The 23261-nt window shown below is 52.1% G+C and carries 24 protein-coding genes, 1 tRNA gene and 1 pseudogene; 13 read left to right on the forward strand and 13 right to left on the reverse strand.

The genetic code is table 11. The features are described from left to right. Nucleotides 1–4: 4 nt before the first annotated feature. The 4 genes from SJI19_RS14545 to SJI19_RS14560 are packed head-to-tail and all read right to left on the reverse strand — an operon-like array spanning nucleotide 5 to nucleotide 3499. Nucleotides 5–847, reverse strand: coding sequence for a metal ABC transporter permease (locus tag SJI19_RS14545; RefSeq protein ID WP_323478980.1), 843 nt, complete (start codon nucleotides 845–847; stop codon nucleotides 5–7). Beyond that, complete coding sequence (locus SJI19_RS14550) at nucleotides 847–1704, reverse strand: metal ABC transporter permease (RefSeq protein ID WP_323478981.1); 858 nt, start codon at nucleotides 1702–1704, stop codon at nucleotides 847–849. The genes SJI19_RS14545 and SJI19_RS14550 overlap by 1 nt, the downstream gene beginning before the upstream one ends. Next, nucleotides 1704–2579 carry a metal ABC transporter ATP-binding protein gene (locus tag SJI19_RS14555; protein ID WP_323478982.1) on the reverse strand — a complete coding sequence of 292 codons (876 nt, stop codon included), beginning with the start codon at nucleotides 2577–2579 and terminating at the stop codon, nucleotides 1704–1706. Before SJI19_RS14555 ends, SJI19_RS14550 begins: the two co-directional genes overlap by 1 nt. Then, on the reverse strand, nucleotides 2576–3499 hold the full coding sequence (locus tag SJI19_RS14560; RefSeq protein ID WP_323478983.1) for a metal ABC transporter substrate-binding protein: 924 nt from the start codon (nucleotides 3497–3499) through the stop codon (nucleotides 2576–2578). The genes SJI19_RS14555 and SJI19_RS14560 overlap by 4 nt, the downstream gene beginning before the upstream one ends. Before the next feature lie 256 nt (nucleotides 3500–3755). Between SJI19_RS14560 and mntR the strand changes: the two genes are divergently transcribed. Continuing rightward, nucleotides 3756–4226 (forward strand): manganese-binding transcriptional regulator MntR, encoded by a 471-nt coding sequence (mntR, locus tag SJI19_RS14565; RefSeq protein ID WP_323478984.1) that lies wholly within the window; start codon nucleotides 3756–3758, stop codon nucleotides 4224–4226. 75 nt (nucleotides 4227–4301) lie between these two features. Then, nucleotides 4302–6452 (forward strand): annotated as a pseudogene (locus SJI19_RS14570) (YgiQ family radical SAM protein); the annotation flags it as partial. A 326-nt stretch (nucleotides 6453–6778) separates the two neighbouring features. Here SJI19_RS14570 and SJI19_RS14575 read toward each other — a convergent pair. Then, entirely contained in the window at nucleotides 6779–7387 is a 609-nt protein-coding gene (locus tag SJI19_RS14575; RefSeq protein ID WP_323478985.1) for an HD domain-containing protein, read from the reverse strand. A 174-nt stretch (nucleotides 7388–7561) separates the two neighbouring features. Between SJI19_RS14575 and trhA the strand changes: the two genes are divergently transcribed. Then, on the forward strand, nucleotides 7562–8209 hold the full coding sequence (gene trhA / locus SJI19_RS14580) for a PAQR family membrane homeostasis protein TrhA (RefSeq protein WP_323478986.1): 648 nt from the start codon (nucleotides 7562–7564) through the stop codon (nucleotides 8207–8209). A 30-nt stretch (nucleotides 8210–8239) separates the two neighbouring features. Here the strand turns inward: trhA and ygfZ are convergent, their stop codons facing one another. Beyond that, a complete protein-coding gene (gene ygfZ / locus SJI19_RS14585) occupies nucleotides 8240–9229 on the reverse strand; it encodes a tRNA-modifying protein YgfZ (RefSeq protein WP_323478987.1) in 990 nt (329 codons plus the stop codon). A 339-nt stretch (nucleotides 9230–9568) separates the two neighbouring features. On the opposite strand from ygfZ, the gene sdhE reads away from it, so the two are divergent. Further along, nucleotides 9569–9835, forward strand: a complete 267-nt coding sequence (gene sdhE / locus SJI19_RS14590) for an FAD assembly factor SdhE (RefSeq protein WP_323478988.1) — start codon at nucleotides 9569–9571, stop codon at nucleotides 9833–9835. Beyond that, nucleotides 9816–10238, forward strand: a complete 423-nt coding sequence (locus SJI19_RS14595) for a protein YgfX (RefSeq protein WP_323478989.1) — start codon at nucleotides 9816–9818, stop codon at nucleotides 10236–10238. Before sdhE ends, SJI19_RS14595 begins: the two co-directional genes overlap by 20 nt. A 175-nt stretch (nucleotides 10239–10413) precedes the next feature. Here the strand turns inward: SJI19_RS14595 and SJI19_RS14600 are convergent, their stop codons facing one another. From SJI19_RS14600 to fldB, 7 genes are all read right to left on the reverse strand, one after another. Continuing rightward, complete coding sequence (locus tag SJI19_RS14600) at nucleotides 10414–10842, reverse strand: hypothetical protein (protein ID WP_323478990.1); 429 nt, start codon at nucleotides 10840–10842, stop codon at nucleotides 10414–10416. Then, nucleotides 10842–11495, reverse strand: coding sequence for a hypothetical protein (locus tag SJI19_RS14605; protein ID WP_323478991.1), 654 nt, complete (start codon nucleotides 11493–11495; stop codon nucleotides 10842–10844). Before SJI19_RS14605 ends, SJI19_RS14600 begins: the two co-directional genes overlap by 1 nt. Before the next feature lie 25 nt (nucleotides 11496–11520). Beyond that, complete coding sequence (locus SJI19_RS14610; RefSeq protein ID WP_323478992.1) at nucleotides 11521–11964, reverse strand: hypothetical protein; 444 nt, start codon at nucleotides 11962–11964, stop codon at nucleotides 11521–11523. A 66-nt stretch (nucleotides 11965–12030) separates the two neighbouring features. Next, nucleotides 12031–12471 carry a hypothetical protein gene (locus tag SJI19_RS14615; RefSeq protein WP_323478993.1) on the reverse strand — a complete coding sequence of 147 codons (441 nt, stop codon included), beginning with the start codon at nucleotides 12469–12471 and terminating at the stop codon, nucleotides 12031–12033. Then, entirely contained in the window at nucleotides 12471–13763 is a 1293-nt protein-coding gene (locus SJI19_RS14620; protein ID WP_323478994.1) for a PAAR domain-containing protein, read from the reverse strand. Before SJI19_RS14620 ends, SJI19_RS14615 begins: the two co-directional genes overlap by 1 nt. Then, nucleotides 13763–13945: a hypothetical protein gene (locus SJI19_RS14625; RefSeq protein ID WP_323478995.1), complete on the reverse strand. Its 183-nt coding sequence runs from the start codon at nucleotides 13943–13945 to the stop codon at nucleotides 13763–13765. The genes SJI19_RS14620 and SJI19_RS14625 overlap by 1 nt, the downstream gene beginning before the upstream one ends. 564 nt (nucleotides 13946–14509) lie before the next feature. Beyond that, entirely contained in the window at nucleotides 14510–15028 is a 519-nt protein-coding gene (fldB, locus tag SJI19_RS14630; RefSeq protein WP_323478996.1) for a flavodoxin FldB, read from the reverse strand. Nucleotides 15029–15131: 103 nt separating this feature from the next. On the opposite strand from fldB, the gene xerD reads away from it, so the two are divergent. From xerD to SJI19_RS14670, 8 genes are all read left to right on the forward strand, one after another. Next, nucleotides 15132–16031, forward strand: a complete 900-nt coding sequence (xerD, locus tag SJI19_RS14635) for a site-specific tyrosine recombinase XerD (RefSeq protein WP_323478997.1) — start codon at nucleotides 15132–15134, stop codon at nucleotides 16029–16031. Between the two features lie 76 nt (nucleotides 16032–16107). Then, nucleotides 16108–16824, forward strand: a complete 717-nt coding sequence (gene dsbC / locus SJI19_RS14640; RefSeq protein WP_323478998.1) for a bifunctional protein-disulfide isomerase/oxidoreductase DsbC — start codon at nucleotides 16108–16110, stop codon at nucleotides 16822–16824. 7 nt (nucleotides 16825–16831) lie between these two features. Continuing rightward, nucleotides 16832–18568, forward strand: coding sequence for a single-stranded-DNA-specific exonuclease RecJ (gene recJ / locus SJI19_RS14645; RefSeq protein ID WP_323478999.1), 1737 nt, complete (start codon nucleotides 16832–16834; stop codon nucleotides 18566–18568). A 168-nt stretch (nucleotides 18569–18736) separates the two neighbouring features. Then, nucleotides 18737–19835, forward strand: a protein-coding gene (gene prfB, locus SJI19_RS14650; protein WP_323479000.1) for a peptide chain release factor 2 whose coding sequence is annotated in 2 segments (ribosomal slippage) — nucleotides 18737–18811 and nucleotides 18813–19835 — 1098 coding nt in all. Because the reading frame shifts where the segments join, the coding sequence is not laid out codon by codon here. 9 nt (nucleotides 19836–19844) lie between these two features. Next, a complete protein-coding gene (gene lysS / locus SJI19_RS14655) occupies nucleotides 19845–21365 on the forward strand; it encodes a lysine--tRNA ligase (protein ID WP_323479001.1) in 1521 nt (506 codons plus the stop codon). Between the two features lie 163 nt (nucleotides 21366–21528). Then, nucleotides 21529–21602: transfer RNA gene (locus SJI19_RS14660), tRNA-Gly, on the forward strand. A 790-nt stretch (nucleotides 21603–22392) separates the two neighbouring features. Further along, entirely contained in the window at nucleotides 22393–22854 is a 462-nt protein-coding gene (locus SJI19_RS14665; RefSeq protein ID WP_323479002.1) for a hypothetical protein, read from the forward strand. 167 nt (nucleotides 22855–23021) lie between these two features. Beyond that, on the forward strand, nucleotides 23022–23261 hold a 240-nt coding region (locus SJI19_RS14670; RefSeq protein WP_323479003.1), incomplete at its 3' end, for a hypothetical protein.

Below are 23261 nucleotides of genomic sequence, written 5' to 3' on the forward strand. Positions count from 1 at the left end.
CAGTTTATCCCGGCGTCGCCGGATGCAGGTTTCGGTTGGCCAGGCGGCACAGTTGCGTCAGGAAAAACACCGCGACCTGCATCAACACGATGCAAGGGCCGGTGGCGCCGTCGATATAAAAACTGATTAACGTACCGCTAATACATGAGAATACCGACACCAACGTCGCCACCAGCAGCATGTGGTCAAAACGACGGCAAATCAGCACGGCGGTAGCGCCGGGTGCAATCAACATGGCGATGGCCATGATGACGCCCACCGCCTGCAATGCAGCGACAATGGTTAATGCCAGTAGACACAGCAGGCCGTAGTGCAGTCGTTTCACCGACATTCCCACCGCTTTGGCCTGGGACGGGTCGAAGCAATACAACAACACATCATGGCGTTTAACCAGCACGATCAGTGACACCACCGCGGCGATTACCAGCATTTGCCACAGTTCGCTGGTGGTGATGCCCAGCATGTTGCCAAACAATATATGGGTTAAATGTTGGTCGGTGTCGATACGGGAAAACAGTACCAGTCCCAAAGCGAACATGCCGGAGAAGACAATCCCCATTACGCTGTCCTCCTTGACCCGGCAACGATCCTTAATAAAACCAATAGCCAGGGCGCAAAAGAGCCCGGATCCAAAGGCGCCCACCACGATCGGCACACCAGCGATTATTGCCACTACCATGCCCGGAAGAACGGCATGGGAAATGGCGTCACCCATTAACGACCAGCCCTTGAGTACCAGAAAACACGACAGGATAGCGCATACCACGCCGGTGGCGATGGCGGCGATGATACCCCGTTGCATAAAGCCAAAGCCCAGCGGGGTTGTCAACCATTCCAACCACACCATTAACGCTCACCTCGCGCCAGTGTGCGGCGTCGGCCGGCGGCCAAAAGTCCATATTTGGGTGCCAACAGAAACGCCAACAAAAATACCAGGGTTTGCAACGTGACGATGACACCGCCGGTGGTGCCATCGATAAAATAACTCAACCAGGCACCACCGGCGCTGGTCAAGATACCCATGCTGATGGCGATGCCAACCAACCGCGAAAAACGGTCTGTCAGCAGGTACGCCGTCGCGCCAGGGGTGATCATCATGGCAATCACCAGGATGGCACCGACGGTTTGCAACGCCGCCACGGTGCAGGCGCTAAGCAGGGTAAAAAAAATGATTTTCAGCCGCAACGGCGAAAGCCCAATAGAAACGGCGTGGCGCTCGTCAAAAAATACCGCCAGTAAATCCCGCCAGATGACGCACAGTACGACCAAAGAGACTCCGCTGATGCTCCCCACCTGCAACACATCCTGGTCGGCAATGCCCAGAATATTGCCGAAAATGATCGACTGCACGTTGACTGATGTGGGGTTCAAGGAAATAATCAGCAAACCGGCGGCAAAAAAAGCGGTAAACACCATGCCGATAATCGCGTCTTCGCGCAGCCGGCTATAATGGCGTGCCAGCGCCATCACCAGCGCGGCCAGCATACCGCTGATAAACGCCCCGGCCACCACCGGCAAACCCAGCGCGTAGGCTCCTGCCACCCCGGGCACGACTGAATGGGAAAGCGCATCACCCATCAACGACCAGCCCTTGAGCATCAGGTAGGCGGAAAGGAAGGCGCAGACCGCACCGACAGTCGCGCTTACCCAAATGGCCTTGAGCATATAATCATAGTGAAAGGGTTCCGCCAACAGCGCTAGCATTACAACACCCGCCGGCAGGTGTTCGGTGCCTCTGACGCGCGGACGTCGTGCTCCGTGGTGGCGCGAGAGGTTGCCGGCGTTTCGGCCCTCGGTGATCTTGGTTTGGTGGGCAACAGCGACTGCGCCGGATTCAGGTAGCGCAGGTCGCCGCCAAACGCCCGTTGCAAATTTTCCTGGGTAAAGGTGCTGTCGGTGGGGCCGGCCGCCAGCACCGTGCGGTTAATCAGTACCACCCGATCGCAAAATTCTGGTATAGCCGCCAGATTATGGGTGGATATCAATATCAGTTGGCCCTCTTCGCGCAAGGTGATCAACAGGTCGATAATGGCGCTTTCGGTGTGCACATCAATTCCGGTAAAAGGCTCATCGAGCAGCATCACGCGACCTTGTTGCGCCAGGGCGCGGGCCAGGAACACCCGTTTCCTCTGCCCGCCGGACAGCTCGCCGATTTGGCGCTTGGCAAGCGCCGTCATGCCGACGCGCGCCAACGCCAGTGCGACCTGGCGTCGGTCTTCGGTGCTAGGGATGCGCAGGAATGACATTTTGCCGTAGCGGCCCATCATCACAACGTCCGATACCTGCACCGGGAAATGCCAATCCACCTGATCGGTTTGCGGCACATAAGCGACCAGGTTGTTACGCAACGCCCAGGCCATGGGGTGATTATCCAGCGTCACCGTGCCTGTCGACGGGCGCACCATGCCCATAATGCTGTTGAATAAGGTGGACTTGCCACTGCCATTGATCCCCACCAGGGCACAAAGGGTACCACCGGTCAGTTCAAAGCTGGCGTTGTGCAGGGCGGTATGCCCATTGTTATAGGTGACGGTAATCTTGTCGACCCGCAAATGCGGCCGGTGATCGGGGGCGTTCATTGGTTAAATCCCTTGGCGATAGTATCAATGGTCACGTTCAGCAGACTGAGGTAGTCGGGTACCGGTCCGTCGGCGGCGGAGAGGGAGTCCACATAAAGCACGCCGCCGTAGTGCGCGCCGGTTTCTTTTGCCACCTGTCTGGCGGGTTTATCGGAAACCGTGCTCTCGCTAAATACCACCGGAATATGGTGCTGACGCACCCGGTCGATCACCTGGCTCACTTGCCGGGGTGTGCCTTGTTCGTCGGCATTAACCGGCCACAAATAGGCTTCTTGCAGGGCGAAGTCCCGCGCCAGATAACTGAATGCGCCCTCGCTGGTGACCAGCCAGCGCTGTCCTGCGGGTATATTGGCCAACCTGGCGCGCAGCGGCGCATCCATCGCAGCGATAGTGGCCGCATAAAGGGCGGCGTTGCGGTTATAGGTCGTGGCATTGGCCGGATCGTGGCGCACCAAAGCCTGACGAATATTTTCCACGTAGACCCGTGCGTTGGTGGGTGACATCCAGGCATGAGGATTGGGATTGTTGCTATACGGACCGGCGCGAATGGGCAGTGGCGTAATACCCTCGCTGACGACGGCTGAGGGCACATGGTGGATATTATCGAAAAACCGCGTGAACCAGCGCTCCAGATTCAGACCATTCCACAGGATTAAATCCGCTGATTGGGCTTTGACGATATCCTTCGGGGTCGGCTGATAATCATGGATCTCCGCACCGGGCTTGATAATCGATACCACTATTGCGGCGTCACCGGCCACGTTCTGCGCCAGATCCTGAATCACGGTAAAGGTGGTGACAACCGTGAATTTTTTCTCCGCCAAGGCTGAACCACAAACCAGGACGAGCCCGATGGCTAGTGCAACCAAAGGGTGCCAGGCCAGAGACCGTGAAGATAATGGCAGTGTTGTTATTGGCATTACGCTGAGCTCCGTACAGCATGTCGGACCTTGCGCATGAGGTGTTCACGTCAGCGCGGTGAGATCGACAGGATGCTTATTTATTGCTCATATATAGCATAGGCTATACTGTATAGCAAAGGCAAAGTTTCATCACCCTTGGTTGAACAATGACAACCAAGGGCAATTTGTAGTCCAACGTGTTTAACAACAATGGTATGCTTTGCTGCACCATCGACGGCTGATGGTGTGTTAGCGTAACCCATGAGGAAAAAGTATGACCCACCCTGAACCAGACGATTTGCCGAACCGTACCACGCAACTGGTGGATGTGGAGGAACATGTACAAGGTTTTCTTCAGGTTAGGGCCGCCCATCGCTCGGAATTGATGGATGATTATGTCGAACTGATCGCCGACCTGATCAATGATTATGGCGAAGTGCGCCAAGTGGAGCTGGCCGCCCGTTTCGGCGTTTCTCAGCCTACGGTGGCGAAGATGCTTAAACGCCTTGCCGTAGCCGGGTTGATCCGCCAGCAGCCCTATCGGGGTGTGTTTCTGACCCCAGAGGGGGAAGCCATGGCGCTACGCAGCCGCGAGCGTCACCAGACGGTGGAGTCGTTTCTCCTGGCGCTCGGCGTCAGCCCGGAAACCGCACGCCGCGATGCCGAAGGGCTTGAGCACCACGTCAGCGAAGAAACCCTGGACGTGTTCCGGCGGTTTACCGAACAGGCCGACCCATCGTCCTGATAAAGATCCCTACTTATTTTAGTCAGTGAGGGTATAATCACCGCCCGGCGAAATAACCTGTCTAAGAGTGTGAGTATGGGATCCCCCAGCTTGATCCAACCCGAACGCGGCCTGTTTTCTTATCCACCCTATTGGGCGGAATGCTTTGGCGTTGCGCCGTTTTTGCCGATGTCTCGCGCCGAAATGGATCAACTGGAATGGGATAGCTGCGATATCATTATTGTCTGCGGTGATGCCTATGTCGATCACCCGAGTTTTGGCATGGCCATCGTTGGACGTATGCTGGAGTCACAGGGATTTCGCGTCGGCATCATTGCCCAGCCTGATTGGACCAGCAAACAAGACTTTATGCGTTTGGGCCAACCGAATCTGTTTTTCGGCGTGACCGCCGGCAATATGGATTCCATGATCAATCGTTATACCGCCGATCGTAAATTGCGCCACGACGATGCCTACACACCGGGCAATGTTGCCGGCAAACGACCGGATCGCGCCACCCTGGCCTACACCCAACGTTGCAAAGAAGCTTACAAAGACGTGCCGGTGATTTTGGGTGGCATTGAAGCCAGCTTGCGGCGGATTGCCCATTATGATTACTGGTCTGATACGGTACGGCGATCGGTGCTGGTGGATTCCAAAGCCGATATGTTGATCTACGGCAACGGCGAGCGACCACTGGTGGAGTTGGCTCATCGATTGGCCGCGGGAGAAGCGGTGGGGGATATTCACGACGTGCGCAACACGGCCGTGATGCGCAAAGACGCGCTGCCTGGGTGGAGCGGGGTGGATTCAACCCGTCTGGATCAACCCGGCCGCATTGAGCCCATCCTTAATCCTTATGGCGACGATTTGCCCTGCGCCGATGGCAAAACGCCCCTGCCCGAGGCCAAATCGGTCACGGTGCGCGCGGCTAAACCCAAGCCCTGGGAGCGGACCTATGTCCTGCTCCCCTCCTATGAAAAGGTCAAAGCCGACAAAGTGATGTATGCTCACGCCTCGCGGATTTTGCATCATGAGACCAACCCCGGCTGCGCGCGGGCGCTGATGCAAAAGCACGGCGATCGTTTTGTCTGGATCAATCCGCCGGCCATCCCGCTGACTACACCGGAGATGGACCAGGTGTTTGCGCTGCCGTTCCAGCGGGTTCCTCATCCGGCCTATGGTAACGCCGCCATTCCGGCCTATGAGATGATTCACTCTTCGATCAATATTATGCGTGGCTGCTTCGGCGGCTGTTCGTTCTGTTCGATTACCGAGCATGAAGGCCGCATTATTCAAAGCCGTTCAGAGGCGTCAATCGTGCGGGAAATCGAAGAGATCCGCGATAAGGTTCCGGCGTTTACCGGCGTTATCTCCGATTTGGGCGGTCCGACCGCCAATATGTACATGTTGCGCTGCAAATCCCCACGCGCCGAACAAACCTGTCGCCGCGCCTCCTGTGTTTACCCGGAAATCTGTCCTCATATGGACACCGATCATGAGCCGACCATCAAACTCTATCGCCGTGCCCGCGCCATTAAGGGGATCAAAAAAGTGCTGATCGCCTCCGGGGTACGCTACGATCTGGCGGTGGAGGATCCGCGTTATGTCAAGGAACTGGCGCTCCATCATGTGGGCGGATACCTGAAAATCGCCCCGGAACATACCGAGTCGGGGCCGCTGGCGAAAATGATGAAACCGGGTATGGGCAGTTATCATCGGTTCAAAGAGTTGTTTGATCGCTACTCCGCCGAAGCCGGTAAAAAACAGTATTTAATTCCCTACTTTATTTCGGCCCATCCGGGAACCCGGGATCTTGATATGGTCAACTTGGCGCTGTGGCTGAAGAAAAACCGTTTTCGCCTCGATCAGGTACAAAATTTCTATCCATCGCCAATGGCTAACGCCACTACCATGTATTACACCGGCAAGAACCCGTTGGCCAAAGTGGATTATAAAAGCGAAGATGTGGTGGTGCCCAAGGGCGATCGCCAGCGGCGGTTACATAAAGCCCTGTTGCGCTATCATGATCCGGCCAATGCGGCGGTGATCCGCTCCGCGCTGGAGGATATGGGGCTGAAAAAGCTGATTGGCGGTGGGGTAGAATGCCTGGTGCCGGCAGCCGGAGCGGATGAGCAACACGCACCACGTCATGCTCGTCCCGCGCTCACCCGACATACCAATATCGTGGGTCAACGCACGCCGGGGCAGAAAAAGCCACCCAAGTCAGGGCAAACGACGTCGCCCACGTCGGGGCAGAAAACGTCACCCAAGTTGGGGCAGAAAACACCACCCAAATCGGGGCAAACGACATCGCCCACGTCGGGGCAGAAAACGTCACCCAAGCCGGGGCAGAAAACACCACCCAAGTCAGGGCAAACTACGTCGCCCACGTCGGGGCAGAAAACGTTACCCAAGTTGGGGCAGACAACGCCGCTCAAGCCGGGGCAGAAAATGTCACCCAAGCCGGCGCAAAACACACCGCCCAACGCGGGGCGCAACCGTAAGCCGTAATGAAGATAGCCTATGGCTGGCCTGGATCGCGCTGGCGGTTGCAGACCCGTCCGGCGGGGTTATTTTAACCAGCCGTTTTGCTGGGCCTGGTTCAAATGCTGGCTGAGATGATCCCATAGGGCAGGGTAAACATCGGCAATAAAAGCATTACGCGTTAAGACCTGCTCCAGCCGAATGCCGTTTTCCACCCAGCTTTGACCGCGGTTATGCAGATTCATCAGCACTGGCATTAAACGATCGATCATCAAGGCAAACCGCGCGTTGGCGGTTTCGCCCGCCTCATATTCCAGCCACAGCTGGTGGAAATGTTCACGCTGCGGATCTGGCAGCAGGCCGAATAAGCGCGTGGCGGCGGCGTGTTCCTGATCCTGTACTGCCAACCGGGCCGCCAGGTCGTAGACCAGCACATCACCCGCGTCGATCTCAACAATATCGTGTACCAACGCCATTTGAATCACCCGGTTGATATCGACGTCGTTGCCGGCATAGGGTGCGAGGGCCATAACACCCACGGCAAAATGCCAGCTGTGTTCGGCGGTATTTTCCTGGCGCTGCGTACCCAACACCTTGGTACGGCGCTGTATGCTTTTAAGTTTGTCAATTTCCATCAAAAAAGCGACCACTTCGGTCAATTCACCGAAGGCTAACTCAGGTAATACCTTAGACATACTTACCCCAATAACACGTGCGTAAGGCGCAGCATTGTATGCCAAAAGCCCGCAACTTGAAATCCATTGGCGAGGCCTCTTTTTCAGCTTACACGTGTACACTGGAATGGTTCTCGGTTAAGCTATGTCCCGTAGCTGACATCATCACCAAATTAAGATCGAGGTTTTTATAGTATGGCTAATAAATTATTAGCTCATGGATATTCTGTAGCGGAGGAAATCGCCAACAGTATTAGTCATGGTATTGGTTTACTCTTCGGCATTATTGGCTTGGTACTGTTATTGGTTCAGGCGGATGAGGCCGGGGCCAATATCACGGCAATTACCAGCTACAGCTTGTATGGCGGCAGTATGATTCTGCTGTTCCTGGCCTCCACGTTGTATCATGCCATCCCCCATCCACCGGCCAAACGGTGGCTACAAAAAATGGACCATTGCGCCATTTATCTGCTGATCGCCGGTACCTACACGCCGTTTCTTATGGTGGGGCTGGCATCGCCGCTGGCCAAAGGCTTGATGATGGTGATCTGGGGTATGGCGCTGGTGGGGGTGATGTTCAAACTGGTGTTTGCGCATCGTTTTGAAGTGATCTCGCTGATTACCTACCTGACCATGGGATGGTTATCACTGGTGGTCATTTATCAACTCGCACAGCGTTTGCCATTGGGCGGCATGGTATTGCTGGCGGTGGGTGGGGTGATCTATTCCATCGGGGTGATTTTTTATGCCTGCCATCGCATTCCGTATAACCATGCCATCTGGCATGGTTTTGTCCTAGGCGGCTGCGTGTGTCATTTTCTGGCGATCTATTTATATATCTAACCGCCAGGTCGTTGCTGATTTCAGGGCGGTTTATTCCGATTCTAACGAGTAGGGCAACGGTTGTATCGCCAGTGCCCCGGAGGTATCGTCCTTTACTCGCAGTTGGCTGTCCGGTGCCAAATCATGGTTTAATACCGCCTGCACCCAGACCGTGCCGTCCTCAAGCTGACAAGCCGCCATTACCGTGCCGGTACGACGCCAATTGTCACCCATTTGCAATTCAAGTTCGTCCCCGGCGGCAGGAACGTGGCTGGCTTTGCCCGCGAGCCAATACAACGCACGTTTATTGGCACCGCGGTATTTTGCCCGGGCCACCATCTCCTGTCCGGCATAACAGCCCTTGCTAAAGCTGATCCCGCCCAGGGCCTGTAAATTAGTGGCTTGCGGAATAAATTGTTCGCTATTGGCGCTATCGATCAGGGGAAGACCCGCCTCGATATTGAGCGCCAGCCATTGCTGGCTATCGTTAAGTTGCGCCTGGCCCGCCAGGTTATCCAGCAGAGTGTCCGCTACCGTCTCGGTGGTGACCAGTAAAAAGCGCTCCAATGGTTGGCTGAAATGCAACAACGTGGTTTCACCGTCCTGCACCACAGCGTGATCGGCATCGGGCAGGTCAGCGAATAACCCGCTTAAGGCGGCACGCGCCTGGAAACCGGCTACGCCGATAAGCCTGACATCATCATCCGCCGTCATCGTCACTTTGGAAAACACCGCATATTTTTTTAACTCGGCGAGCTGATGGTCGCGTACGCTACGCCGTTCGATATAGGCCATGCCATTCTGGCGATGAAACAAACGCAGATCGCTGTACATTTTGCCCTTTGCATCACAATGTGCACCCAGGATATGCTGATCCGTCGCCATGGCTGCCACATCGGTAGTGACCTGTCCCTGCAAATATTTTAGTGCATCCGGCCCGGTTAGGCTGACCAGCGCCCAATCTTCCAGCGAGATAAACGTCAATGGCAAACGGCTCGATGGTGAAGGTAAACGTGGTGGAAAAGGAACTTTAACTGACATGAAACACTCCTATCCTGTTGTACCCTTTATCTTTCATGTTGCAGGAGCCTTGGTTATGCGTGTTCACCCGAATCCCCTGCCAAGGCAAGCTCCAGACTCACTCGCTTGCCGCCCGCCTGCAACTCGAAATCTACTGGGTGTGCTGCTAAACAATCTGCCCATGGTAAAAGAGCTGGGCTGCTTTGCAAACGCTTATTTCGGGGCAGGGTTACCGATACGTGCGGTCTGCTTCGCTAAATATTCACCGAATATGTCGGAATGTGTCGTTTTGTGTAATGCTTGTTCGCAAAACGGGGTAAACTACGCCAGGCTAGATCGAAAATGAGGTAAAAAGTCATTATGGATATCGACAATAGAGCACGCGTTCACTGGGCTTGCCGTCGCGGCATGCGTGAACTGGACATTTCGATTATGCCGTTTTTTGAATATGATTATGACCAGCTTAGCGAAGAAGACAAAAAATTGTTCGTGCGTCTTTTAGAATGCGACGATCCTGATCTTTTTAACTGGCTGATGAATCATGGTGAACCTCTGGATAGCGGACTAAAAAAAATGATCACAATGATACAACAACGAAATAAAGCCCGTGGTCCTCTGGCGATGTGACGTCAGGGTCTCCTGGCGCACGCAATTTTTTTCCCTGATGGTCCATGGGATACTGGCCCTGCTTATCCTGCTCTCGCCATGGCCGGAGAATTACGGCTTGGTGTGGATCACGCTAATCACCCTGGTGGTGTTTGAATGCATCCGCAGCCAGAAAAACATCATGGCCTGCCGTGGCGAGCTGGTGCTCGAAGGCGACCAGCATGTGCGCTGGCATCAGAAAGACTACCTGATCAGCGGAAAACCCTGGATGATCAAAGGCGGTATACTGCTGTCCCTGCGACTGGTGGGGGGAAAACAAAAACGCAAGCTGTGGCTGGCGGCTGACAGCATGGGGCAACGGGAGTGGCGCGCTTTGCGTCAGACGTTGCTCAGTGGGGGGGCGTCGCAGCAGACCCAAGACTGATACCCGTCATCTTTCGAACCGCAGGTGCGTTGGCCGCGCTCTTTCACACGAATCACTTACTGGAGTAAGCTCATCGTGTTCTCTCCCTTGCCGCCTTCCTGCGATTCGAAAGCTATAGGGTATCCCGTCACCACACTTAGAAATTATCATCGATGTCGTGCTGAGTAAAAGGATCTCAAGGATCCTTTTTCAAGCACAGTGCTTCGTTAGTCGCATATTTAGTTGCCATTCCTGGCATCCAGCCTGATGGAATACCTCTGCACTGAATATAGCCTTTAGATTCTATTTTATTTACATAAATAAAAGAGAAGGCAATAGGGATCACCAATGATGCAACAAAAAAAACAAGGATCAGTTTATAAACACTCTTTGCTTTTCCTATAGGGATAGGCACACCATAAAAAATAACATAAGCAGGATATATGGAAATAAGAAAAAAAACAAAAGAAGATAATAAAACGCAACAATCCATCCATGAATATATTATCACATCGTAAAACTTAAAATAATCAATCAGTGATTGAAGAGAAATATAAAATGCCACCATTCCAATCATCAAAAAAAGGAAAAACGCTGCAATGGCCTTAAGTCTTATTACCACCATCAATATATCCTCGGAATGACATTATCGAGAGTATCCCTTAAATACCGCTTAATTTCAGATTCGATAATTTTCTTACCTTTATCAAGCATGAGATCAGCATACATCGCTCCCAAGTCCCAAAATTCCAGTTCCATCTCTCGCGCTTTCGCTATGAACTCTTGCTGTGCGGCCTCAATATAGGCAACGACTTTATCCGTCATCCCAAATTTACTATCAAGTTTATTTAACCCCCACGCAGCAAAAAAACCGAAACTTACAACAACCACTAATGGGCCAGAAATGAAAGGAATACAAGCAACGGCAGCGGCTCCTACACCCCAACCAATAGCGGAGGAAATACCTATTTTCACAATATCCGTTGCCAGGGAACCAATAAACTCAGCCAGCGACGTTTCATCATTTAATATAAAATCAAGCGTCCGGTAAGCCGCTGCCACATAAAACGTAACCCGTGCGCCACTGATAATAGAGTTTTTAAGCCCATATTTACCGATACCCAGATCAACCACCTTCGGATTTTTTAATGCAAACACCGGTGCATTTACTATTTTTCTGATCCCAGGATACCCCGTCAATTTAATTAACTCAGTCCCTTTATGGTTAATGTAAACCGTCGCTCGGATACCAAAACTGCCCAGCTTCGAAATTATCATCGATGCAGTGCTGATGAAAAGGATCTCAAAGATCCTTTTTCAAGCACAGTGCTTCGTTAGTCGCATATTTAGTCGCCATTCCTGGCATCCAGCCTAATGGAATACCTCGACAAGCTATATATCCTCTCTTTTCAAATTCACTTATAAAATAAAACTTGAATCCCATCTGAAATAGGATGGAAAAAAAGAAACAAAATACAATAAAATTAGAAATGGTTTTTTGAACTGAACATGAAACCTGTCGTCCTAAAAAAATAGGGTAAGTTGAAATAAAAACAAGAGGAAAAATAATTAGAAAAAAAGTAAAACCATATATAATAAAAGATGAAAAAACAAAAACATCAGGAAAAGATAAATAAACGTCTATCCCATCTAAAGCTAGGTATAAACCACCAAGCCCTAAAGGTATAAACAAAAACAAAATACCAAAGAACATGGTTATTCTTATTTTTAATGTAAGATTATACATTAGTACCACCTAAGACTAAAGTTACTCAATGTTGCCTGGGCCAGTCCCTCGCTGGCAATCTGGCGTTCAGGGATCCTTTTTTTTACAAAGATGCTCATCTATTGCGTATTTATTAGCCATAACAGGCATCCAACCTGATGGTGTACCATTGCATTTAATATATCCTTTGTTACTCATCAAACTTAGATAAAATAAATTAAATACTAGCGATGATAAAAAAATAAAAAGTAGTCCTAATTTAATTAATTTTGCTATTTTTATCTGAAGGTTGATGTTCGCCTGAATCCCCCTAAAAATAGGACTAAATGATAAAATCAAGATAGGAGTTGATATCATAAAAAACAAAACAGAAAAAACAGAAAAAATAGAAAAAACAAAAAAATCAGGGTACGAAAAATAAACAATAATACGCTTAATCCCGAAGTAAAATGAAATCACTGTAATCACAATCAGTATTAGATCAAAAAAAACAAACCAAACGCGGTTAGTGAAAGAAAATTTACTCATCAAAAATACCTCGGAATGATATCTTTCAATGATTGTCTAATGTAACGTCTAACCTCATATTCAATAACGTCCTTACCTTTATCAAGCATCCGATCAGCATACATAGATCCTAAGTCCCAGAGTCCCTGCTCCATCTCTCGCGCTTTCTCTACAAACTCTTGCTGCGCAGCCTCTATGTACACAACAACCTTATCAGTAACTCCAAATTTATCATCTAACTCATTAAGAATTATCGCTGTAGCAAGACCGATCGCAACAACAGCGACCAAAGGAACAGAAACTACGGCGGTGAAAGCAGCAATAGCACTAACAGCTCCCCAACTAATAGCTGAAGCAAGCCCGATCTTCACCACATCCGTTGCCAGGGAACCAATAAACTCAGACAGCGACGTTTCATCATTTAATATAAAATCAAGCGTCCGGTAAGCCGCTGCTACATAAAACGTAACCCGTGCGCCACTGATAATAGAGTTTTTAAGCCCATATTTACCGATACCCAGATCAACCACCTTCGGATTTTTTAATGCAAACACCGGTGCATTTACTATTTTTCTGATCCCAGGATACCCCGTCAGCTTAATTAACTCAGTCCCTTTATGGTTAATGTAAACTGTCGCTCGGATACCAAAACTGCCCAGCTTTGAAATTATCATCGATGTCGTCACAACGTCCTTTCCGTTCACACCATAGTTCACCAGAACCTTGCCCACACCTGACTGTGTGGTTTCCACCCAGGCTGTTTTTGTCTCATTCCAGCCCCACGACTGGAGTACCTCAAAAGCTTCTGAAAGAGTGATGAACATCACATCATTATTATTTTGTGACAGCATGTCCCGCAGATGTTCATCCGGAAAATCGTGCGTGTTACGTAATGCCGGATAATCAGGCACAAATCCCGATTCGGATTTTTCTCCAGTGAGGTAGGAAGGCGGGGACATTTTTTTGGCTGCCTGAGCATATTGCTCCGGCTCAGCTGTAGTCGCGGCTACTGCTCTTTGAGACTCCGGATAAAGGCCATGTGACATAAAGGTCTGGGATGGAATAAATAAAGCCTTACACGGACAGGTCGAACGACTGTACAACGTGCTGGCAGCATAGCTGCCATGAATGATATCGCCGGGATGCCCCCCAGCCACGCTGTAGGTTCCCGGATGTTTCCCACAGGAAACCGGGCTACCATTCACGGCGGTATAGCTGTGATTTTTTCCCAGTTTTTTTTCGGGACGCCCGTTCAGAACGGTGCCGCCGCAGGTGGTTTTATCCCCTTTGACTATCCAGTATCCGGTGGCCATTACTCCACCTCCGGACGGCATGCCTGAACAGGCACCAGAAAATCATCCGCCATCTGCCCGTTATCGAGCGCGATTTTGTACCCTTCCTCTGTCATCTCCGCCACGTGTTCCGCCGTAAACGGAGATATATCCATGCCGGCTAACATCGCCGACGTAAGTTCATTGGTGTGCTGCGCATCCATGCTGTTTCCCTGTCCTTTAACGGCTTAATATCACACCATAATATCCTAATCTGACTTAACCAAAATCAACAACACCACTACAGGCTGGATTAATATAAAAAGTGCAACAGGTGAGTGATTTGGCAGGGGGATCAACTGTGGTACATTTCACCGTTACGACACCATGAAATAGTTGCCTGAAATGAGTACACAAAATAAGCATTACCATCAGTTGACCCAGGGCTAACGATACCCGCTTCAGGCCCTCCACCGCAATGACGGTGCCCAGCGGAACTCTTGATTCCATGAGGTCCGCCTCAATGAGGCACCTCACATGATGAGACACAACAACACCACGCTAAGGACTGATGATGATTGTTGTATTGAGTGGAGAAGGGCCGTCAGATTTTGGCTGTTGTACAAACGGGCAGGGGGAGTGTCAGATACCCGATTTCAGGTACGGCCCGATGACGTATTTTATCGACACAGAAATTAAGCCATTGATTGGGTATTTAGCAAAGCTCCAACACTGTGGCCAATTTTATTTGACCATTTCGAGCCGCAGGTGCGTTGGCTGCAAAGGGGTTAAAGCAGGGGAGCCATTTCTTCCAGGATCTGTTCACACCATTGTTGTAACCGTGTCTCGCTGAGATCGTACTGGTTGACCTCGTCGAGGGCCAGTCCAACAAAATGCTTGCCATCGGTGGTCAGCGCCTTGGGACTGGTGAATTCGTAGCCCTCGGTCGGCCAATAACCGATAAAGCTGGCACCACAGGGGGCCAGAACATCATGCAGGTAGCCAAGGGCATCGAGAAACCATTCACCATAACCCAGCTGATCGCCCATACCGTACAAGGCGATCGGCTTGCCGGATAAGTTCAGACCGGCCAACTGCGACCAGACGGCATCCCAATCTTCTTGGATCTCGCCGAAGTCCCAGGTAGGGATGCCGAGGATCAGTACATCATACTGTTCCATCAGCAGCGGCGGCGCGTCTTTGATATTATGTAAATCCACCAGATCCTCGCCGAGGATATCGCGGATTTTCTCCGCCGCCATTTCGGTATAGCAGGTACTGGAGCCATAAAACAAACCGACTTTCATCTTTACTCATACTCTTACTTAACAGCTAATGTCATCAAGTGTACCAGATTAGCGGCTTAATCAGGCATAATGCAGGCATGAAAAAAACCACAGGGGAGAGCGGATGCAACGGCAGGATAACCCACTAATCGAGCAATTCCTCGATGCGCTCTGGCTGGAACGCAACCTGGCGGATAACACCTTGGCGGCTTACCGTCTCGATCTCACCTGCCTGGCAGACTGGCTGGCTCACCACCAACGCGATTTGATTGCCGCCGGGGCGGAAGATTTACAATCATTTCTGGCGGATCGGTTGGAGCATGGCTATAAAGCCACCAGCTCCGCCCGTTTGCTGAGTGCCATCCGGCGCTTTTTCCAATACTTATACCGGGAAAAGCAACGTGACGATGACCCCAGCGCGGCGCTGGCGGCACCGAAACTGCCGCAACGGCTGCCCAAAGGTCTCAGCGAAGCTCAAGTCGGTGCGTTGCTCAATGCGCCGGTGCTTGATCAGCCCATCGAGGTGCGTGACAAAGCCATGCTGGAAGTGCTGTACGCCACCGGCCTGCGCGTGTCCGAACTGGTGGGGCTGACCATCAGCGATGTCAGCCTGCGCCAGGGTGTGGTGCGGGTGATTGGCAAAGGTGACAAGGAGCGCTTGGTGCCGTTGGGAGAAGAGGCGGTGTACTGGGTGGAATATTATCTGGAGCATGGGCGCCCCTGGTTGATGAACGGGCAGAGCGGCGACGTGCTGTTTCCCAGTAAACGCAGCCAGCAAATGACCCGACAGACCTTCTGGCATCGCATCAAGCATTATGCGATCCTGTCGGGTATCGACAGCGCTCGGCTTTCGCCCCATGTGCTGCGTCACGCCTTTGCCACCCATTTGCTCAATCACGGTGCGGATTTGCGCGTCGTGCAGTTACTGCTGGGGCATAGCGATCTTTCCACTACTCAAATTTACACGCATGTTGCGACTGAACGTTTAAAGCAGATTCATCAGCAGCACCATCCCCGCGCGTGAGTGGGGTGAGGTTTTGCCTGCCACCGGTGTGGAACGTAACCACGGCTATTTAGAATAAAGAGATAAGGAATTACCAATGAAAAAAAGCCTGCTAATGCTTTCTTTCGCGGCGCTGGCACTTTCCCGCCTGGCCTATGCCGACGATGCTGCCATCACGCATTCCCTGGCGCGCCTGGGGGTGCATAATGCCGACATTCAGCCCGCGCCGGTGGCAGGTTTGAAAACCGTGCTGACGGAAAGCGGCGTGCTGTACGTCTCGGACGACGGTAAACACGTTATCCAGGGGCCAATGTATGACGTCAGTGGCAATGCACCGCTCAATGTGACCAATCAGTTATTGACCAAACGGCTGAACGCGCTGCAAGACCAAATGATTGTCTATAAAGCACCGCAACAAAAACATGTCATCACCGTCTTCACCGATATCACCTGCGGGTATTGCCACAAACTGCATGAGCAAATGAAAGACTACAATGCGCTGGGCATTACCGTGCGTTATCTGGCCTTTCCGCGTCAGGGCATCAATTCACCGGCGGAAAAAGACATGGTCTCGATCTGGTGTAGCGCCAATCCCGCTGACGCCTTTGATAAAGCCATGAAAGGCGATGCCGTGTCGCCGGCAACCTGCCCCATCGATTTGAGCAAACACTACCAACTGGGTGTGCAATATGGCATTCAGGGCACGCCGGCAATTGTGTTGGAAAACGGCACCATGATCCCCGGTTACCAAAGTCCGAAAGAAATGGTGGAGATGCTGGATCAACAAAAAGCAGGCGTAGCGGTGGGCGGTTGAACAATCAGTGAAAATTAAAACCGAATTACGGCGCCGTCCTCTGACGCGCGCCGAAGGTTTAACCAACGCCGAACTCTCGCCACTGCTCCTGCGGTTGTATGCCCAGCGTGGTGTCAAATCTAGCGCCGAACTGGAACGTGGTGTGCGCGGGTTGCTGCCTTATGGGCAACTGGACGGCATCGATCAGGCCGTGGATATGCTGGCGCGCGCATTGGCGGATAACCGCCGCCTGATGGTGGTTGGTGATTTTGATGCCGACGGTGCCACCAGCACCGCCCTGGTAGTGCTGGCAATGCGGCAAATGGGCGCAGAACAGATTGAATTTCTGGTGCCGAACCGTTTTGAGGACGGTTATGGTCTGAGTCCGGAAGTGGTGGAACAGGCCAGGACGCGTGGCGCTGAGATGATTGTCACCGTGGATAACGGTATCTCCTCGCATGCCGGCGTTGAATTGGCCCATCAGCATGGTATCCCGGTGTTGATAACCGATCACCATCTGCCCGGCGAAACCCTGCCGGCGGCGGATGCCATTGTCAATCCCAACCTCACCGGCTGCGACTTCGCCTCCAAATCCCTGGCCGGGGTTGGCGTGGCGTTTTACCTGATGCTGGCGCTGCGCGCCCGTTTGCAAGCCGATGGCTGGTTTGGGGTGAAACATCTGCAGATGCCGAAACTGGCGGAACTGCTGGACCTGGTGGCGTTAGGTACCGTGGCCGACGTGGTCCCTTTGGATACCAACAATCGCATCCTGGTGTACCAAGGGATCAGTCGTATCCGCGCCGGCCGTTGTCGCCCCGGCATTATTGCCTTGGCCGAAGTCGCCAATCGCGAGACGTCAAAATTGTGCGCCAGCGATCTGGGTTTTGCCCTGGGACCGCGCTTAAATGCCGCCGGTCGATTGGATGACATGTCGGTGGGGGTGGCGCTACTGCTGACCGACGATCTGGCTCAAGCACGAATGCTGGCCAGCGAGCTTGATGCCCTCAACCATACCCGGCGCGAAATTGAGCAGGGTATGGAAGTGGAGGCGCTGGAGCTGTGCCGTCAGATGGAGCTCAACCAACAGGAAATGCCCTTCGGTCTGGCCATCTACCACCAAGAATGGCATCAGGGCGTGGTGGGGATCCTGGCGTCGCGTATCAAAGAACGCTTTCATCGGCCGGTGATCGCTTTCGCTCCGGCGGGCGACGGGCTGCTTAAAGGCTCGGGCCGCTCGGTCGCTGGCCTGCATATGCGCGATCTGTTGGAGCGCCTCGACACCTTGTATCCCGGCATGATCCTAAAGTTCGGTGGTCATGCCATGGCGGCTGGCCTATCGCTGGAGCAGACGCAGTTTGATCTGTTCCGCCAGCGTTTTGCCTCCCTGGTGGATGAGTGGCTCGATCCTGCGCTGCTCGACGGCGTGATCTGGTCCGATGGTGAACTGGGTGGCCAGGAACTGTCGTTAAGCACCGCCGAAATGCTACGCGACGGCGGCCCGTGGGGCCAGGCGTTCCCTGAACCGCTCTTTGACGGCAAGTTTCGCATACTGCAACAGCGGCTGGTCGGGGACAAACACCTCAAGTTGATGGTTGAACCCCTGGCGGGCGGCCCGCTGCTCGACGGCATTGCGTTTAATATCGACAATACCTTGTGGCCCGACAACAGCGTGCGGGTGGTGGAACTGGCCTATAAGCTGGATGTGAATGAATATCGTGGTAATCGCACGGTACAACTGTTAATCCAGCATTTGTGGCCGCTTTAAGCGTCACCCGTCATATTTCACGCTGCAGGGGTGCAGGCGGCGCACTTTCATGTGCCGCCTGCCGGCAACGCGATCTATTTTGCTATACCCACCGTGGCGTGGATCCGTTAGAATAGCGTCCCTATACGCTTAATACGCTTATCACTTTTTTACGAGCTGACTGAACTCATGTTTGAAATTAATCCGGTAAAAAACCGCATCCAGGACCTGTCTGAACGGACAGACGTTCTCAGGGGGTATCTTTGACTACGATCTCAGGCGCGAGCGCCTTGAAGAAGTCATTGCCGATCTGGAACAACCCGATGTGTGGAACGACCCCGAACGCGCCCAGGCCCTAGGTAAGGAACGCGCCTCCCTGGAAGCCATCGTGGAAACCATCGACCAGATGACCCGCGGCCTCGATGACGTCGCCGGCCTGCTGGAACTGGCGGTGGAAGAAGATGATGAAGACACCCTCAACGAGACGGTGGCCGAACTGGATCAGCTTGAAAGCAAGCTCGGACAGTTGGAATTTCGCCGCATGTTCTCCGGCGAGTACGACAGCGCCAACTGTTATCTGGATATCCAGGCCGGCTCCGGCGGTACCGAGGCCCAGGATTGGGCCAGCATGCTGCTGCGCATGTACCTGCGCTGGGCGGAATCACGGGGGTTCAAAACCGAGATTATTGAAGAATCCGACGGCGAAGTGGCCGGCATCAAGTCGGTGACCATCAAAGTCATCGGCGAATATGCCTTCGGCTGGTTACGCACCGAAACCGGCGTGCATCGCCTGGTGCGTAAAAGCCCATTCGACTCCGGCGGCCGTCGTCACACCTCGTTCAGTTCGGCGTTTGCTTATCCGGAAGTGGATGACGATATCGATATCGAAATCAACCCGGCGGATTTACGTATTGACGTATACCGCGCCTCGGGTGCCGGTGGTCAGCACGTTAACCGGACTGAATCTGCCGTGCGTATTACCCACTTGCCGACCAATATCGTCACCCAGTGCCAGAACGACCGCTCGCAGCACAAGAATAAAGAGCAGGCGATGAAACAGTTAAAAGCCAAACTCTACGAATTTGAGCTGCAAAAGAAAAATGCAGAAAAACAGGCGCTGGAAGACACCAAGTCGGACATTGGCTGGGGCAGTCAGATTCGGTCGTATGTACTGGATGATTCCCGTATCAAAGACCTGCGCACCGGCGTGGAAACACGCAATACGCAGGCGGTACTGGATGGCGATCTGGATAAATTTATCGAAGCAAGTCTTAAAGCCGGGCTATGAGGAATCAAGATGTCTGAATCACAATCACAGGGCGGTGCACCTCTGGCGCCGGATTTAAATAACGAGCTTAAGGCGCGCCGCGAAAAGCTGGCGCTGCTGCGCGAACAAGGCATCGCTTTTCCCAACGATTTCCGCCGTGATACCACGTCCGACAAGCTGCATGCGGCGTATGACGGTGATAGTAACGAACAGCTCGAGGCGCTGGGCCTAGAGGTCAGCATCGCTGGACGTATGATGACCCGCCGTATTATGGGCAAAGCGTCGTTTGTCACGCTGCAAGACGTCGGTGGCGCCATACAGCTGTATGTTGCTCGCGACGAGTTGGCCGAAGGGGTCTATAACGAACAGTTCAAAAAATGGGACTTGGGCGATATTCTTGGCGCGCGCGGTCGGGTGTTCAAAACCAAAACCGGCGAACTGTCGATCCATTGCAGCGAAATCCGCCTGCTGACCAAAGCGATGCGTCCACTGCCGGATAAGTTCCATGGTCTGGTGGATCAGGAAAGCCGCTATCGCCAACGCTACCTGGACTTGATCGCCAACCAGGAATCGCGTCATACGTTTAAAATCCGTTCGCAAATCATGGCTGAAATCCGCCGGTTTATGGTGGATAAAGGATTTATGGAAGTCGAAACCCCGATGATGCAAAGCATCCCCGGAGGCGCCGCCGCCCGTCCGTTCGTCACCCATCACAACGCGCTGGATATCGATATGTTCCTGCGCATCGCACCGGAACTTTACCTCAAGCGCCTGGTGGTCGGTGGTTTTGAACGGGTGTTTGAAATCAACCGTAATTTCCGCAATGAAGGCATCTCGCCGCGCCATAATCCCGAGTTCACCATGATGGAACTCTACATGGCCTATGCGGATTATCGCGACCTGATTGTGCTGGTGGAAGAGTTGTTCCGTACCCTGACCGAACGGGTATTGGGCAGTAGCGTAGTGGAGTATGGCGATCAGACCTTTGATTTTGCTAAACCCTTTACCCAACTGACCATGCGCGAAGCCATTTGCCACTACCGGCCGGAAACCGTGGCCGGCGATCTGGACGATTTGGCCAAAGCCAGCGCCATTGCTGAGTCGCTGGGCATCAAGATAGAAAAAAGTTGGGGCCTGGGTCGTATCCAGACCGAAATTTTTGAAGAGACCGCCGAAAGCCACCTGATTCAGCCGACCTTTATCACCGAGTATCCGGCTGAAGTGTCGCCGTTGGCGCGCCGCAACGATCAAAACCCGTTTTTCACCGACCGGTTTGAATTTTTTATCGGTGGGCGTGAAATCGGCAACGGTTTTTCCGAACTTAACGATGCACAAGACCAGGCGGCGCGTTTTGCCGAACAGGTCCAAGCCAAGGATGCTGGCGACGACGAAGCCATGTTCTATGACGAAGACTATGTCATCGCCCTGGAACACGGCATGCCGCCGACCGCCGGTCTGGGCGTGGGTATCGATCGGATGATCATGCTGTTTACCAACAGCCACACCATTCGTGACGTGATCCTGTTTCCGGCGTTGCGTCCGCAAAAATAAGCTGTCAGCACCGTGCAGACCCACTCGCCGGGTGTCAATTCGGCGGGTGGGGGCGTTAACGGTGGATAACTGCTTAAAACTCACGCAGTTAATCACCGCATCTCTTGCCAGCCGCCGACAGAAGGTTATAATGCCTCTCGCACTTTCCCAGAACCACGACAGTGCGGGTGTAGTTCAATGGTAGAACGGCAGCTTCCCAAGCTGCATACGAGAGTTCGATTCTCTTCACCCGCTCCAATCTCCAGATAAATCAACGAGTTATGATTTATCAGTTAGTTACGTTGCCCGGATACGTTCGGTACAACTTAAACTACCCATTGAACTACACCCGCACCTGTCGCGTGATTGGTCTGTGGTTTATGGGAGCATATCATCACGCTGGCAGTCGTTCCACGTTCTTACTGCGATAACACAACAAGAACAAAAAGCCATCACCAAGCAGTCACCACCACGACAAACTCCCTAAACTTTTAACCGTTCCACACTTAGCGCGGTGTCCCATTCCTGCATGTCGTGATGACATTGCAGTGGATAAACGAGCAAATGTTGGAAAGCCTAACCAGATCGGGAAAGGATCTGGCTCTGCCGTGGTGTACACCGAGCCATAAATGATCGGTACTCGATAAGAGAGCGGTTAACTGACAAGCCCTTACATGCTACGCCTACGGCGCTTTATGTTGGTATACCCAACACGGCGCATTAGGCAGTTATTGCCCGTTTTTAGCAGAATGATATTCCAGAGGAGGATTTGACCAGTAGTACCTTCTTAAAAACCACCTCAAAATCTGCTTTTCTTTTTTTTGGTATTCCTGACGAATGACAAGGACATCTTGGACATGAGGGGGATGAAGTATGAAGTGCAGGACACAATCCCTGGGCATTACTGCATGATATTTCCATCGGCCTCTATTACAAGATTTCATTGCGGTTGTTGATTGCACTAAGTGATAAATGGTTTCTATTTACTTTTCCTTACATAGCGTGGATCATTACGTTTATTGGGAATTTTCTTATTGCGAGGTTAAACATGCTAAAAAAATGCTTGATTTTTATTTTTGTCTGTTTGCTGTCCGGGTGTGCCAGAACTGCGGCACCGAACTATTTTAATGGTAATTATTACATGGCTGGGGATGAGTCCTGTACACATATCAGACAAATTGATTATGCACGAATCATGTGTATGAATGATGACTACGTTGAGACGGGTTACAGAAACGCAATGTCATCAAGCGATATACAGATGTATCAAAATATGCAAGCTAACCAACAAGTGCAGATGGCACAGTTAAATCAGCAATTGCAGCAGACGGGGCAATCATTCCAAAATTCAGGCCAACAGATACAACAACAAAGTCAGTCCTACACCGCCCCACAGGTCCAGTCTTACGGTTCAACTGGAGGTACAACCTATAACCGGGTAGGGAATAATATTGTAGGATCAGATGGCAGTTCTTGCACTTATGTAGGTCAGAGTCTTATTTGTAGATAATTAAAGAAGAAGGGGATTCCACTGGCCCCCGTTTCATTCTTATTTTTAAAATTTCGTCACTGGGGTAATCTACATGGCGGTTATTCTTTTTATTGCGGCTTTAGTACTGGCCTACAGCAGGCTTGTCAATCGTTGCATATATTGCTTTCCTCGTTTTTCAAGGTTACATGAAGGCCAAAACAAGAATGCATCACGCTGATAAGCTCCGGTCAGCAAGAGACGTCACCTCAGGGGGAGGACGGCTTCCTTCATGGATGGGCAATCGAGACAAGATTTCTGAATTTATCTATGGGGTAGAGAAGTTAGCCGAGCGTGAAGGCGTACCGATCATTATGTCTTCCCAGCTTATGTTGCATGAGGAGTTACAGAAAAACCTAATGCGATATGCGGGGGCTATGGGTAAGGGG

Source organism: Acerihabitans sp. TG2, from assembly GCF_035013185.1.
Taxonomy (GTDB): Bacteria; Pseudomonadota; Gammaproteobacteria; order Enterobacterales; family Enterobacteriaceae; genus Acerihabitans.